This is a genomic window from Dokdonella aquatica, from assembly GCF_051987395.1.
Classification (GTDB): domain Bacteria; phylum Pseudomonadota; class Gammaproteobacteria; order Xanthomonadales; family Rhodanobacteraceae; genus Dokdonella.
This window is the reverse complement of sequence record NZ_CP197094.1, coordinates 3932753-3947044: the sequence shown is the minus strand read 5'-3', so window position 1 is coordinate 3947044 and position 14292 is coordinate 3932753. Positions and strand designations below refer to the sequence as shown.

Genomic DNA, 14292 nt, shown 5'->3' with positions numbered 1-14292 from the left:
GGCCGGTGGCCGATCGCGGCCACCGGCCCGTTGCATCAGAACTGCGCCGTCAGCGACAACCGCACCGCGCGCGGAGAGCCCGGCGTGATGTTCGTGTTGCTGTGCGCGTTCGGGTAGTAGCGCTTGTCGAACAGGTTTTCGATGTTGAGCTGGGTCTGCAGGCGCGGGCTGATCGTGTAATAGACCGCGCCGTCGAAGCGGCTGAAGCCCGGCAGCTCGACGAGGTTGTCGGTCGAGGCGTAGATGCTGCTGCGGTGGATCGCGCCGAGGCCGATGCCCCAGGTCGGCGAGAAGTCGTAGCGGTTCCACAGCGACACGCTGTGGCGCGGCACCTGGGCGAGCGTGTTGCCGCGCGTGACGGTGGCCGACTGCGTGGCGGTGATCGTGCCGTCCTGCCAGGCGTAACCGGCCATCACGCTCCAGTTCTCGGTGAGGTTGCCGGCGAGGCCGAGCTCGACGCCTTCGACGCGCTGGCCGTCGACGAGGATCGACAGCGTCGGATCGTTCGGATCCGGCACCACGACGTTGGTGCGATCGAGGCGGTACGCGGCTGCCGTGAACGCGAGGTCCTGCATGACGTCCCACTTCAGGCCGATCTCGAGATTCTTGAATTTCTCGGGATCGAACGCCGCGTTGGTCGGCGACAGCGAGGACAGCTGTTCGCCCGCACGCGGCACGTAGGCGATGCTGTAGCTGCCGTAGAGCGACACCGCCTCGGCAGGTTTGTAGATGAGGCCCGCGCGCGGCGACAGCAGGCCGTCGCTCGCGCTCGTCTCGACACCGTTGCGACGGTTGGTGAAATCGACATCGAAGCTGTCGTGACGGACGCCGACGATGGCGCTCCACTGCGGAGAGAATTCGATCTGGTCCTGCAGGTAGATCGCCTTCGTTTCGGCGATGCCGTGGTTCTGCGCATCGGTCGCGCTCTGGCGGAACTCGATCGGGAGCGCGATGCGCGGCGACGCGAGCGGCGCGTTGAACGTCGTCACGTTCGGGCCGATGCCGGTGAAGTAGCCGGTCAGGCGCAGGTTGTCGGTCTCCTGTCGCGCAAGCTCGATGCCGCCGAGCAGCGTGTGCTGGACCGATCCGGTCGAGGCGACCCAGGTGAGGTCGGTCTGGTTGATCGTGTTGCGACGGTCGGTCTGGTTGTTGTACGCGGCGATCGCCACGGTACCCGCGGCCGCGTTGATCGCTCCCGGAAACACGTTCTGGTAGAACTTGTCGTAGTCGGCCACACGCGTGCTGTTGCGCAGTTCCAGCCCGTTGTCGAAGCGGTGTTCGACGAGCGCATTGAACGCATGGATCGTCACGCCGGTCGGGCTCTGGTCCGGATCGCCGTAGAACGTCGAGGTGCCGGTGCGATACGGGCGACCGGCCAGCGAGGGAATGCCGCGATCGGCGACGCGATCGTCGTCGAAGTACTCGTAGCCGAGCACGATGCGCGTCGCGTCGCCGGGCTTGAACGCGACCGTCGGGTTGATACCGCGACGCTCGATCGAGACGCCGTCGCGGTAGCTGTCGGAATCCTCGTAGACGCCGGTCACGCGGAACGCGACGCGGTCGTTGATCGCGTGGTTGGTGTCGCCGGTCAGGCGCAGGTTGCGCCACGAGCCGGCCAGGAACGACAGCTCGTTGCCGTCGTTGAAGTCGGCGACCTTGGTCACGCGGTTGATGAGACCGCCCGAGCCACCGCGACCGAAGATCATCGCGTTCGGACCCTTGAGGCCTTCGACGCGCTCGATGTTGTAGAGGTCGCGGAAGTATTGCGTGTCGTCGCGCAGTCCGTCGACGAAGAAGTCCGCGGTCGACGGCGAGCCGCGCAGCACCGGTGCATCGCGGTTGCCTTCGCCTTGTGCCATGCCGAACCCCGGGATGTTGCGCACCACGTCGGCCATGCTCTGCATGGCCTGGTCGCGGATCAGCTGCTGGCCCACGACCGTCACGGACTGCGGCACGTCGCGCAGCGGTGTGTCGGTCTTGGTCGCGCTGCTGGTGCGCTCGGTGGCGTAGCCGACGCGGCTGCTGTTGACTTCGACCTTGTCCAGCGCGGTCGCGCGATCACCCGAGATCGTGAAGCCGTCAGGGCCTTGCACCACGCGCAGGCCGGTGCCCTGGACGAGGGCGGCGAGTGCGTCGCCCGCACTGTAGTCGCCGTGCACCGGCGACGACGTCACGCCAGCCAAGGTTCGGGCATCGGCCTCGACGCGGACACCGGTCTGCTGCGACCAGCGCTCGACGGCGAGCTTGAGCGGCTCGGCCTTCAGGTCGAAGCGCTGGATAGCGGTGGCCTCCGCGGACCATGCAGTCGGAGCCAGCGTCGCGCCGGCAAGCACGGTCGCGATCGTGAGCGCGAGAAGATGGCGGGAAGGGTTGCAACGAGGCGGAACGGGGAAGCGCGGGTTCACGGCGTGGATCTCCACAAGGGACGAATCGTCGAAGAAGGTCAGGAATGAGAATCAATCCCAACTGCATTCGCGATGGTCCCGTGCGGGACGTGAAAGAAATGTCCGAATGGCCGGCACCCGACGACGACGTGGCAGGGGAAAGACCGCTGTCCGGACCGGGAACGCGCCTCACGTTGCAGGCTTGAAGGGATGACCAGCGCTTCGCGCTGTTCATCCCCTCAAGCGTCGGTGATGCGATGACGTCGGGGAGATGACGGCAGTGAACATGGCGCCTGAGATGAAACCGCGATCCGCGGTGGATCAGCGCCGCAGCGAAGCGCCGAAATCCAGCGTGACCCTACTGCCGACGCCGAGGCTCGAATCGATCACGAGCGTCCAGCCGAGGTGCGCACACAGGCGGCCGATGAGCTGCAGCCCGATACCGGTGCCGCGTCGCCAGGTTCCACGGGCGAGGCGTGCGTAGATGCGGCTCACCTCGTCGGCCGACATGCCGTGGCCCGGATCCTCGATCGTGACGAGGCCTGTGCGCTCCAGCGTGATCGCGATCGTGCCGCGATCGCTGTTCTCGATCGCGTTGCGCAGCACGTTGCCGATCGCCGCCGGGACCACGTGCAAGGGCGCGAGCACGCGGCAGGCCTCGACGCGATCCAGCGACAGCACGAGATCCTTGTCGACGCAGAGGTGCCGGTGAGCCTCGACGATCTCGGGCAGCAGCGCGTCGAGCGCGACTTCCTCGTGGTGCGTGGCGAGGCGTTGCGGATCCTTGGCGAGGATGAGCAGGAGGGTGATCAGGTGGTCGATGTCGGCGGCCGTGTCGGCGATGCGCACGAGGTGCTTGCGCGAGGCCTCGCCGAGCCGCGCATCCTCGAGCGCCAGCGACGCCGCCCCCGCGATGACCGCGATCGGCGTGCGCAGCTCGTGGCTGGTCGTGTCGATGAACGCGCGCTCGCGCTGCGCGAACTGCTCGTGGCGCACGAGGTAGTCGTTGAACGCGTTCGTCACGCTCATGATCTCGCTCGAGGCTTCGTCATCGACGTCGAGGCGCTCGTGGCCGGCCTGTGGGCGCAGCGCACCGATGCCTTGGCTGAGTCGCGTCAGCGGCCGCGTGAGCCTGCCCGCGCTCCACGCCGCGAGGCCTGCCATGAGCAGCACGACCGCGAACGCGAGGCCGGCAAAGGCGAGGCTGCCGTGCAACTCGGCGGCCTCGAGCCGGCTGACGTCGAGCGTCATGTAGTAGCGATGCATGCCGACATCGCGCACGAGCACGATGCGCAGCCGCCCGTCGACGAGCACCTCGTCGTGCACGCCCTCGGACAGTTCCGCCAGTGAATCGGGCACGCGTGTCCCGGGGCGGGAGAACAGCGACAGGGTTTCGGTTTCGGGCCATGCATAACCGGGATCCTGCGCGCGACGCTGCAGGAAATGGTCGAGTTCCGCATCGAGCAGGGATGCCCACACGAGCCGCTCCGCGTGCTCGTTGAAGACGAAGCCGCCGACGCCAACCACTGCGGTGATCACGAGCAGGTAGCCGACGAGGCCCGCGGTCAGCCGGGTGCGGAGGCTGGGCCTACGGTCCATGCGGATCCACGTCCTCGGCCGGGCCGATGCGGTAGCCGATCCTCGGCAGCGTATGCACGAGCTTGGGCTCGCCGGGCGCGTCGACGTTGCGGCGCAGGGCATACATGTGCGCGCGCAACGCGTCCTTCGGTGGTGGTCGGTCGCCCCACAAGGCCTCCTCGAGCCGCTCGCGCGGAACCGCGGCGGGGCTCGCGCGCATCAGCACCTCAAGGATCCTGCGGCACAGCGGATACAGCGTGACTACGCGGCCCGCGCGTTCGATCACCAGCGTCTGCAGGTCGTAGACAAGCGAGTCGACGCGGAGGCGCGCCGGCTGGGCGCGGCCGCGCGTGCGCTGCACGATCGCCTCGATGCGTGCCTCGAGTTCCCCGAGCGCGAACGGCTTGGTGAGGTAGTCGTCCGCGCCCGCACGGAAACCGGCGATCTTGTCGACGAGTTCGGCACGCGCCGTCAGCATGATGACGGGCACCGTCGACCCCATGTCCTCGCGCAGCATGCGCAGGATCTCGGGTCCTTCGCGTCGCGGCAGCATCCAGTCGAGGACGACGAGGTCGTACTCGTGCGACGCCACGAGTTGCAGGCCGATCTCGCCGTCGGGAGCGGCATCGAGCACATGGCCGCGTCGTTCGAAGTGATCGAGGAGGTTCGCGACGAGCGCCATGTTGTCGTCAATGACGAGGATGCGCATGCGCGACCTCCGCGGCGCGGGTCGTCGACGCCGGGCGCACCGCCGCGACGTCACTCATCGGGCAGGTGTACGCGGGTATCGTCGGGCGCGTGCGGATCGGCAGGGCAGGACTGCAAGGCGTCGGCATCGAGCAGGCGCCAGTCCTCGCGCGACGAGCCGACCTCCCGGCCAGCGCCGGCACACGCGGGAAGCGACTCTGCCGCCGCGAGCACGCGCCGCGAAGCGGGAGCGGTGCGCAGCCACGCCAGCGCGTCGCGCCACTGCGTGCGCAGTTCCGCCTTGAAGCCGAATTCCTCCACGGGCCCGCGCGCCTGCAGCAGCATGTCCTCGGACCAGCCCACGAGCCCGATCGTGGCGTCCGCGCCCGCCGCCACGCGTGCACGCGTCATGAGGCCGCGTCCCGAACTCTCGGTGTCGAGCGCGGGCACGATGCCGACGGCGTAGCCGGACCAGAGGATGAAGACCGACAGTGCGTTCGCGGCCATTGCACGCCTGGTGCGCAGCACGGCGAGGCCGACGAGCATGGCGCAGCCCATCGTCGCGAGCACTTTCCACGCGCGCAGCGTCTCGTCGTCGGTGATGCCCCTGGACAGCTGGAGCTTCGCGGCGAACGACGGCGTGCCGAGCAGTGCCCAGAGCCCGGCGACCGCGAACAACGCACCGAGCAGGCCGAAGAACGCGACCAGTGCGCGGCGCGGACCGCGACGCTCGAGGATCGCAGGCAGGAACGGTGCTGCGGCCAGCGCGAGCATCGGAAGCGCGGGCAGGATGTACATGTCGCGCTTGCCCGGACTCGCGCTGAAGAACGCGATCACGATGACCACCCAGGCCAGCGGAAGCACGACACGCGCATCGCGTGCACGCCAGGCGTCGCGCCACGGGCCGGCCAGCCACGGCAGCATCAGCGAGAACGGCAGCCAGAAGAACACGACGACTTCGGCGAAGTACCAGACGGGCTGCGTGTGGTGCCAGGCATCGAGGTAGCGCGTCGCGGTCTGCCGGTAGAGCAGTTCGTGCAGGTAGGCGGCATGCTCGGGATCGCCGCTGGTCAGCGCCGTCGCGAGCATCGGCACGAACCACAGTCCGACGCCTGCGAGGAAGGCGAGCGCGCCCCACGCCGACGTGCGCACGCCTCCGCCGGATGTCGCCACAAGCCCGTTCCACGCGCGCATCCGCATCCAGGCGTACGGCACGAGCATGAGCAGCGGCAGGAAGCCGACGCCTTTGGTCGCGACACCGAGTCCCGCGGCGAAGCAGCCTGCCGCGAACCAGCGCAGGTTCGACGCCACGAGCAGATGCCGCAGCAAGCCGTAGCACGACAACGTGACGAGGAAGACCAGCGTCGGATCGATCTGCGCACGCTTGGACTGGTACGTGAACTGCACCGCGCACAGCACGGCTGCGGCCGCGAAGAGGCCGGCGCGCGGCGTCCACAGCCTGCGTGCGAGATCGGCGGTCAGCAGCAGGGTACCGAGCGCGGCCAGCAGCGACGGCAGCAGGAAGGCGATGCCCCAGTCGCGAACGCCTGCGTAGGCGAGGTTGAGCAGCCAGAAGTAGACCGGCGGCTTGTCCGCGTAGAGCTCGTGGCCGCGGTGCGGGAACAGCCAGTCGCCCGATGCCCACATCTGCTGGGCCACCAGCACGAAGCGCGGTTCGTCGGACGGCCACGGCGCGCGCAGGCCGATGCCCACCGCGAGCACGGCGAACGCGAAGAGCATGAACAGCGCCAGCTCGCGCCGGTCGATGCTGGAAAGCGGGGCAGTCATGAGGTCGATAAGAGAGGCACGACAGGCGCGCGCGCCGGATCGTCGATTGGACGATCCGGGATGTAGGGAATTTGTCGTCCCCCGCGTTCGTTCGGCGCGTGCCGGCCGGCAGGACGCTCCGACCGCGCTCCGACATCGCGCCGCCCATGCTCGATCGCTCCGCGGCATGCCGCCTGCGCGTCACACGACATGATTTCAACGCACGTCCCGGCGACCGCCGATCCCTGGCCCGAACTGAGCATCGTCATCCCGGTCCACGACGAAGCCGACGCGATCGCGTCGCTCGTGGACGAAGTCGTCGAGGCCTTGCGTCGGCGCACCACGTTCGAGGTGATCGTGGTCGATGACGCGAGCACGGACGGGACGGCGGCGGTGCTCGCCTCGCTCAAGGCACGTGTTCCCGAACTGCGGGTCCTGCGCCACAGCCGCAACGCGGGCCAGAGCATGGCGATCCGCTCGGGTGTGCTGGCGGCCCGTTCCGAATGGATCGCCACACTCGACGGCGACGGCCAGAACGATCCGGCCGATATTCCGCGCATGCTCGACCAGCGCGATGCCTTGCCGGCGTTCGTGCGCCTCGTGGCCGGTGTGCGCACGCGTCGGCGCGACGGCGTCGCCAAGCGATGGGCCTCGAAGATCGCCAACGGCGTCCGCGGTTGGCTGCTCGACGACCTCACGCCCGACAGCGGCTGCGGACTCAAGCTGTTCACGCGCAGCGTGTTCATCGAGCTGCCGTACTTCGACCACATGCACCGCTTCCTTCCCGCCCTCGTGCGCAGGACCGGTGCCGAAGTCATGCATGTCCCGGTCAACCATCGGCCGCGCGTGGCCGGCCGTTCCAAGTACGGCACGCTGGACCGGCTCTGGGTCGGGATCAGCGACCTGCGCGGCGTGATGTGGCTGCAGAAGCGCTACCGCGGCACGCGCGTGACCGAGTCCTGAGAACGCGACACCACAGCGCGTCGGCTGCAGTAGCGCGGAATGTCAGCGGCCGATGTCGTTCCCGGCGACGCCGTCGTTCTCGACGCGGAAGATCACGCGTCCGTGGAACGGCTCGCCGAGGACCGTCGTCGTGTAGCCGTGCGAGGCGATGCGTGCGTTGATCGCCTCCCACGCGTCGGACTTGCAGACGAACACGACGCCGTCCTCGCTGTCGGCGAGCTCGGTCTCGAGGCCTTCGTCGAACTCGGGATTGAAGCGGCGGCCGTCACGCACGTCGATCGACACCTTCTCGATCTCGGCGCCGAGGTGCAGGTGCAGCCCGTAGCGGGCCATGTCCTCGACGAACACGACCTCGTGCACGGGCCATGGTGCCCTCCCGGCGATCGCGGTGGCCCACTCGTCGGCATTCTTGTGCGTGGACCAGGAGGCCGCGATCGCCTTGAGCGCGAACAGGCCGACCAGCCACGCCACGAGCATGCGCCTCGAAGTTGTCGGCGCGGCACGACGCTGGCGCTCCATCGTGACCACGAGCGCCAGCGGCGCGAACAGCGGCAGCAGGTACAGCGGAAGCCTCGATCGCGCCAGGCAGAACACCGCGAGCGGGACCAGGATCCACAACGCGAGGAACAGCCGATGCGCATCGTCACGCCGTGTCGCCGCATCGCGCCATCGACCGAAGCCCGACGGCAGCGTCGCGCACCATCGCGCGACGTCGGCGATCCACGGCATCGTGCCGATCACGAGCGTCGGCACGTAGACCTGCAGCCAGCCGTACCACTCGGGATGGCGTCCCGAGCCGCTGCCGGCGATGCGCTCGACCACCTCGGTGCCGAGGAAGTAGTCCAGTAGGCCCGGCGTGGTGGTGACGACCGTGACGTACCAGGGCAGGGCGGTCGCGAGGAAGACGAGCACGCCCCATGGCGACCATATGCCGGGCCGTGCGGCGTCGCGGACGAGGCGTTCGTACACCGCGATCGCCAGCAGCGCGAGCAGTGCCGGCGGTCCCTTGGTGAGGAAGCCGAGCCCGAACGCGAACCACATCGCGACGATCCAGAGGCGTGCCTGTCCACGCTGCGCATGCCGCGATTCCACGTACGCGGTGACCGCGAGCGTCTGCAGCGCGGCGAGTATGAAGTCCGTCGTGATGAGCTGCGAGGCGCCGACCGGCAGCAGCATCGTCGCGTAGACCATCGCGGCGAGGCGTTCCTGGCCCGGCGCGAGCCGTCGTGCGAGCCGGGCCACGAGGAGGATACAGGCGAGGTAGGACAGTGCCGCCGGCAGGCGTGCCGCGAACGCGTGCTCGCCGAGCGCCGAGACGCTCGCCGCGATGGCCCAGTAGGCCAGCGGCGGCTTGGTCCAGTGCCCCGTGTCCTCGTTGCGCCTGGGGTGGATCCAGTCGCCGCTGTCGAGCATCGTGAGCGCGACGTTCGTGTAGCGGCCTTCGTCGGGATCCCAGATGCCGCGCGTGCCGAGCATGCCGAACACGAGGCAGGCCACCGCGACCGTCACCCACAGGGCGCGCTCGCGCAGGATCGCGGCGATCACCGCGACGTCGCCGCGGTGCCGCCGGTCGTTCCGGTGACTTCCTTCCGGGGCGGCGTCGTCGCGGCGATGCGGCCTGCCGCGTCGAGCCCGTGCGCATCGGGGCGCCGCACGTTGCCCGGTCGCGTGCAGGCCGCGAACAGATCGTGGCTTTCGTCGCGTGCCGCGGTGCGTACCTGCATGAGGCCGAGCACCGACGGGAACAGGTTGTCATGGCTCGCGGGTCGTGCCGCGGCCTCGCGCACGCAGGCCGTGTCGAGGCCCTGGGCAGCCGCGAACGCCGGCGAGAACCACGCGAGCATCGGCACGCGCGTCTGCGTGTCCGGCGCGATCGCGTACGGCACACCGTGCAGGTAAAGGCCGTTCTCGCCGAGCGATTCGCCGTGGTCGGAGACGTAGAACAGCGCCGTGTCGCGATCGTGCCAGGTCGACAGCAACGCGATCGTGCGCGCGAGCAGGTCGTCCGTCGCGAGGATCGCGTTGTCGTAGGCATTGGTGATCGATTCACGCGTGCAGCGGCCGAGTTCGGGCGTCTCGCAGGCCGGCGTGAAGCGCCGCATGTCGTCGGGGTAGCGCCGGTAGTAGCTCGGTCCGTGGTTGCCGAGCTGGTGCAGCACCATGACGACGTCGCCGGCGTGCGCCGAGACGGTGGCTTTCAGGTCGTCGAGCAGGACGGTGTCGAGGCAGCGCTCGTCGTCGCAGAACGCGGGATCGGTGGCATGTTCGTACGATGCGAACGCGAGCCCCTCGCAGACGCCCTTGCAGCCGGTCTGGTTGTCGCGCCACAGCGTGGCGACGCCGGCACGCTCGAGCACGTGCAGCAGCGATTCGGAATGCTTGATGCGGTCCGCGTCGTAGTCGCGGCGGCCGTACGGCGAGAACATGCACGGCAGCGAGACTTCGGTGCTCGATCCGCACGCGGTCACGTCGGGAAAGTTGATCACGTCGTCGCGCGCGGCGAGCTGCGGCGTCGTCTGCCGCGCATAGCCGTTGAGGCCCCAGTTCTGTGCGCGCACGGTCTCGCCGATCACGAGCACGAGCAGCCGCGGCTTCGCTCCCGCGGGCCGCGCGGCGAGCACGGCATCGATACCGACGGGCTCCTTCGTGCGCTGGATCGTCTTGCCCTCGTCGAGGGCGACGTTGGCGAGCGAGACCATGTAGTTCGCCGGTGTCACGAGGTAGCGCACCGGTTTGTGGTTGCGCATGAGCGCCGACAGGTCCTGGAACGAGACGAGTCCGGCGATCGCCGCGACCGCGAACGATCCGGCCACCCACAGGCTGCGGGCGAGCGCCGCGCGCGCGAACGGGCGCTTGCGCAGGCGTACGCGCCAGACCGCGATCGACGGCAGCACGCCGAACAGCAACACGGGACCGACCAGCCCCCAGGTCACGAGCTCCGACGACTCCTTGCCGTCCGTGTGCAGGATGTTGCGGAGCATGTCGGTGTCGAGATAGATCGTGTACGCCCCCATGAAATGCACGGCGAGCGCCGTCGCGATGAGGATCGCGGTGAGTGCGGGCTTGGCCAGCGGACGGCTCAGCACGAGGCAGAGCAGGACCTGGTTGATCGCCGCGATCGCGACGAACAGGCAGCCCATGAACAGCAGGCCGCGCGGACCGTCGAGTGCGCCGGTACCCTCGACCGCGCGGAAGAACGTCGCGTTGCAGAACAGCGCGAAGTAGACGCTGACCAGCAGTGCGAGCTGCTCGATCGACAGTTCGGGGCGCCATGCGAGGCGCGAGGCCAGCGCTTTCCACGGGCTCGGCATGCGGTTCGACTCCGATTCGATCCACGCGCTCACGAACGGACCTCCGTGCGGCGCGGCCACGTGAAGCGCCACGACGCCGCCGCCACGCACCAGCACAGCGCCGCGGTGACGAGGTCATGGGAGAGGAAGTGCGCACCACGCAGCTGCTGCGCGATGCCGAAGACGAGCCCGGCCGCAACGACGAGGGCGAGCCCGGCGGTCTTCCAGCGCGGTCGCATCTCGCCGAGGAAGAACACGAGCGACAGCCACGCATAGCCGCTGCTCGCGTGTCCGGCCGGGAAGCACACGCCGCGCGGCATGCCGTCGGGACGCGCCGTGAACAGGCCGATGAACGGTCGATCGCCGCCGTAGCGGAGCAGGTCCCAGGGGCAGTCCATGTTGGTCAGCGACTTCGTCCATGCCACGAGCAGGGACGCGACCAGCGTCGTCAGCAGCAGCCACATCAGCGGGGCACGCAGGTGGCGCATGCCGGCACGCCACCATGTCGCGAGCCATGCGGCGAACACGCCGAGCCACGCGAGCGTGCTGAGGTCACGCCCGGCTTCGTGGGCGATGCGCGAGGTCAGGAACGCGTCGCGCAACGCCCAGGTACCGCCTTGCCAGGCGTAGAGCCGATCGGCGACCCACGTGTCGAGGCCGGAACCTGCCGTCGCCGCGGCCGCTGCCAGCAACAGCATCGTCGGTGCCACGATGAGCATCGACGAGGTCTTCGCCTTCACGCGCGGGACGCGCACGTCGAGGCCACGGGGAACGGCCGCGACGGGCTCGGGGAGGGGAAGGGACGTCATCGGCGCGCCGTGGGCCTGCGGGAATGGCGCGCATCCTCGTCAGGCGACCGTCGGAGAACGGTGGGAGCGGTGTTGCGGACGCGTTAAGCCACCCGCCGAACCGTTGCTCGATGGATCGAGGTGATACCCGGGCCGGGACTTCGACCATCTTCCGACCTCACCTGGTGCAGACTGACGTCCCGTTCCTTCCGAGATGCGCGATGCGCCTGCTCGTCGTCGAAGACAACCGCAGCCTGGTGGCGAACCTCTTCGAGTATTTCGAAGCACGCGGCCACGTGCTCGACGCCGCGCCGGACGGCCGCACCGGCCTGCACCTCGCGACGACACAGGCCTACGACGCGATCGTGCTGGACTGGATGCTCCCGCGCATGGACGGGCCGCAGGTGCTGCATGCGCTGCGTGAGGCGGGGCAGGGCGTGCCCGTGCTCATGCTCACGGCCCGTGACGATCTGCCCGACAAGATCGCGGGTTTCCGCGCCGGCGCGGACGATTATCTGACCAAGCCGTTCGATCTTCCCGAGCTCGAGGTGCGCCTCGAAGCGATCGTCGCACGCGCGACCGGACGTGGCCGCTCACGCGTGCTCGAAGTCGCCGACCTGCGCCTGGACCTCTCGTCGCTCGAGGCCAGCCGCGCGGGGCGCAGGCTGCATCTGTATCCGGCATGCCGCAAGCTGCTCGAGGTGCTCATGCAGGCGAGTCCTGCCGCGGTCACGCGCGAACGCATGGAGCACGCGCTGTGGGGCGATTCGCCGCCCGACGGCGACATGCTGCGTTCGCATGTCTACGAACTGCGGCAGAGTGTTGACGGTCCGTTCCCCGTCAAGCTGATCCAGACGCTGCCGCGCGTTGGCTACCGCATCGCACCGCCTGCGGACGCCGGGGCAACATCGTGAGCTCGGTACCGAGCCTGCGCAGGCGCCTGATCGGTGGCTTGCTGGCCTATGTCGCGCTGCTGTCGCTCGCGGTCGGCATCCACGGCTTCGTCGTCAACGAACATGCCGAGGCGCTGGTCTGGACGACGCTGCTCGATTCCGAACTCGATTTCGTGCTCGAGCGCATGGCGCGCGAACCGGACTACCACTGGGACAACACGAGCACGCTCGCCTACTACGACGAGCGCGATCCCGCCGGCATCCCGGTGGAACTGCGCGGCCTGTCGCCCGGCGTGCACGACGAGATCATGGTCGGCGGCGTGCAGCAGGTCGTGCTCCTGCGCGACATCGACGGCCGACGCGTCGGGCTCGCGCTCGACATCACCGATCTCGAGCAGAACGAGATGGACCTCGGTTTCGGCGTGATCGGCTCCGCACTCGCGATGATCGCCCTGCTCGGTATCGCGGTCGCCTACAGCGCCAACCGGCTCGTTCAGCCCGTCACCGAACTCGCACAGAAGATCGGCGAGCTGCGCCCGCACGCGGCGGGCCAGCGCATCCAGGTGGACGGCCCGACCAGTGCGGAGATCGAGACGATCACCGGCGCGCTCAACGACTACCTGCAGCGGCACGAGCGTTTCGTCGAGCGCGAACGCGCGTTCATCGACAGCGCCAGCCACGAGCTGCGAACGCCGATCGCGGTCATCGCCGGCGCGAGTTCGATCGCACTACAGCAACCGGACGTACCGCCTGCGGTGCATGGCCAGCTGTCGCGCATCCAGCGCACGACCCGTGAGGTCGAGCAGCTCATCACGCTGTTGCTCGTGCTCGCCAAGGATCCTGCTCGCCTGGCCAGGACGCACGATCGCGTCGTCGTGTCGGAGCTGATTCCCGAGATCATCGAGGATCATCGCCACCTCATGCGCGACAAGGATCTGTCGATCACGTTCGTGGCCAGCGGCGACGAGGCCGTCGTCGCTCCGCTGGCCATCGTGCAATCCGCGATCGGCAACCTGCTGCGCAACGCGATCGAGAACAGCGATCGCGGCACGATCACGATCACCGTGCAGGCGCCCGCGACCGTCGTCATCGAGGACCCCGGGCACGGCATGTCGCCCGAGGAGATCGCGGCCGTGTACGCACGCCTCGCGCGCGGTTCGAGCCGCGACGGCGCCGGTATCGGCCTGTCGTTCCTGTCGCGGCTCTGCGAACACCTCGACTGGAAGCTCGACGTCACCTCGACGCAGGGACAGGGCACCGTGGCGACGCTCGCGATGCGGAACGCCGTGTCCTGACCCGAGCCCCGGACATAGTGCGACAGCCCGAGGGCAGGGAGCTGTGCTCCTGCGCACAGTGCCCTCCCGACGGTCGACGGGGCGGTCAGCTAGACTGTACGGCTCCACTCCCCCAACCAAGGTCCCGCGCTTCATGAGCAAGCCCACCCTCGACTCCCTCGCCGCCGCGAAGTCCAAGCTCGCCGAAGAACTCCGCCAGCTGGAGCAGCAGGAAGCCGAACTGCGCCAGAGTCACGCCGCCGACGCATTCCTCGAGGTGATGGAGCGCATCAACGCGTTCGGTCCGCATTTCACGGCGAAGCAGAAGGCCGAGATCGTCGCTGCGGTCCGCCCCGAATCCGCCGCCAGCAGCAAGCCGGCCGCTGCGGACAAGAAGTCGGTCGCCCCGAAATACTGGCTGCCGCACAACGGCGAGACCTGGACCGGCCGTGGCCGCACCCCGCGTGCCTTCGCCGCCTGGGAGGGCACTGCCGCCTACAACCAGTGGAAGGCCGCGCATCCGGACGAGAAGTTTCCGAAGTTTCCGGGGTGATCCGGAATCGCTCCACCTCGGCATCGTGAATCCGGCACGTAAGCCTGTTCCGAACGGCGGGCGGTCGCTTCTCGCATAGCGACCGCATCGTGTGGAGGGGGACGTCTCGCCCCTC

The 14292-nt window shown here is 68.8% G+C and carries 11 protein-coding genes; 4 read left to right on the top strand and 7 right to left on the bottom strand.

The features are described from left to right. Positions 1–35 precede the first annotated feature (35 nt). From ACQQ2N_RS17535 to ACQQ2N_RS17520, 4 genes are all read right to left on the bottom strand, one after another. On the bottom strand, positions 36–2405 hold the full coding sequence (locus ACQQ2N_RS17535) for a TonB-dependent siderophore receptor (RefSeq protein WP_440222857.1): 2370 nt from the start codon (positions 2403–2405) through the stop codon (positions 36–38). Between the two features lie 300 nt (positions 2406–2705). After that, positions 2706–3983 (bottom strand): sensor histidine kinase, encoded by a 1278-nt coding sequence (locus tag ACQQ2N_RS17530; protein ID WP_440222856.1) that lies wholly within the window; start codon positions 3981–3983, stop codon positions 2706–2708. Further along, positions 3973–4671 carry a response regulator transcription factor gene (locus tag ACQQ2N_RS17525; RefSeq protein WP_440222855.1) on the bottom strand — a complete coding sequence of 233 codons (699 nt, stop codon included), beginning with the start codon at positions 4669–4671 and terminating at the stop codon, positions 3973–3975. Before ACQQ2N_RS17525 ends, ACQQ2N_RS17530 begins: the two co-directional genes overlap by 11 nt. 50 nt (positions 4672–4721) lie before the next feature. After that, on the bottom strand, positions 4722–6437 hold the full coding sequence (locus tag ACQQ2N_RS17520; RefSeq protein ID WP_440222854.1) for an ArnT family glycosyltransferase: 1716 nt from the start codon (positions 6435–6437) through the stop codon (positions 4722–4724). Positions 6438–6626: 189 nt separating this feature from the next. Here ACQQ2N_RS17520 and ACQQ2N_RS17515 point away from each other — a divergent pair, with 189 nt between their 5' ends. Continuing rightward, positions 6627–7379, top strand: coding sequence for a glycosyltransferase family 2 protein (locus ACQQ2N_RS17515; RefSeq protein WP_440222853.1), 753 nt, complete (start codon positions 6627–6629; stop codon positions 7377–7379). 42 nt (positions 7380–7421) lie between these two features. Here ACQQ2N_RS17515 and ACQQ2N_RS17510 read toward each other — a convergent pair whose 3' ends face one another. The 3 genes from ACQQ2N_RS17510 to ACQQ2N_RS17500 are packed head-to-tail and all read right to left on the bottom strand — an operon-like array spanning position 7422 to position 11478. Further along, on the bottom strand, positions 7422–8924 hold the full coding sequence (locus tag ACQQ2N_RS17510) for an ArnT family glycosyltransferase (protein WP_440222852.1): 1503 nt from the start codon (positions 8922–8924) through the stop codon (positions 7422–7424). Next, positions 8921–10690: a phosphoethanolamine transferase gene (locus ACQQ2N_RS17505; protein WP_440225795.1), complete on the bottom strand. Its 1770-nt coding sequence runs from the start codon at positions 10688–10690 to the stop codon at positions 8921–8923. Before ACQQ2N_RS17505 ends, ACQQ2N_RS17510 begins: the two co-directional genes overlap by 4 nt. Before the next feature lie 29 nt (positions 10691–10719). Next, positions 10720–11478 carry a phosphatase PAP2 family protein gene (locus tag ACQQ2N_RS17500; protein ID WP_440222851.1) on the bottom strand — a complete coding sequence of 253 codons (759 nt, stop codon included), beginning with the start codon at positions 11476–11478 and terminating at the stop codon, positions 10720–10722. Between the two features lie 200 nt (positions 11479–11678). Between ACQQ2N_RS17500 and ACQQ2N_RS17495 the strand changes: the two genes are divergently transcribed. The 3 genes from ACQQ2N_RS17495 (at position 11679) to ACQQ2N_RS17485 (ending at position 14177) form a co-directional block, all read left to right on the top strand. Beyond that, entirely contained in the window at positions 11679–12371 is a 693-nt protein-coding gene (locus ACQQ2N_RS17495; RefSeq protein ID WP_440222850.1) for a response regulator transcription factor, read from the top strand. Beyond that, the gene (locus ACQQ2N_RS17490) at positions 12368–13645 is read left to right on the top strand and encodes a sensor histidine kinase (RefSeq protein WP_440222849.1); all 1278 of its coding nucleotides are present in this window, start codon (positions 12368–12370) and stop codon (positions 13643–13645) included. Before ACQQ2N_RS17495 ends, ACQQ2N_RS17490 begins: the two co-directional genes overlap by 4 nt. A gap of 133 nt (positions 13646–13778) precedes the next feature. Then, entirely contained in the window at positions 13779–14177 is a 399-nt protein-coding gene (locus tag ACQQ2N_RS17485; protein WP_440222848.1) for an H-NS histone family protein, read from the top strand. Positions 14178–14292: the final 115 nt, after the last annotated feature.

Bases quoted from the DNA above. Each gene is read 5' to 3' on its own strand.
- ACQQ2N_RS17500 (WP_440222851.1), bottom strand. From the start codon at position 11,478: ATGACGTCCCTTCCCCTCCCCGAGCCCGTCGCGGCCGTTCCCCGTGGC.
- ACQQ2N_RS17525 (WP_440222855.1), bottom strand. From the start codon at position 4,671: ATGCGCATCCTCGTCATTGACGACAACATGGCGCTCGTCGCGAACCTC.
- ACQQ2N_RS17495 (WP_440222850.1), top strand. From the start codon at position 11,679: ATGCGCCTGCTCGTCGTCGAAGACAACCGCAGCCTGGTGGCGAACCTC.
- ACQQ2N_RS17520 (WP_440222854.1), bottom strand. From the start codon at position 6,437: ATGACTGCCCCGCTTTCCAGCATCGACCGGCGCGAGCTGGCGCTGTTC.
- ACQQ2N_RS17485 (WP_440222848.1), top strand. From the start codon at position 13,779: ATGAGCAAGCCCACCCTCGACTCCCTCGCCGCCGCGAAGTCCAAGCTC.
- ACQQ2N_RS17515 (WP_440222853.1), top strand. From the start codon at position 6,627: ATGATTTCAACGCACGTCCCGGCGACCGCCGATCCCTGGCCCGAACTG.
- ACQQ2N_RS17505 (WP_440225795.1), bottom strand. From the start codon at position 10,690: ATGCCGAGCCCGTGGAAAGCGCTGGCCTCGCGCCTCGCATGGCGCCCC.
- ACQQ2N_RS17530 (WP_440222856.1), bottom strand. From the start codon at position 3,983: ATGGACCGTAGGCCCAGCCTCCGCACCCGGCTGACCGCGGGCCTCGTC.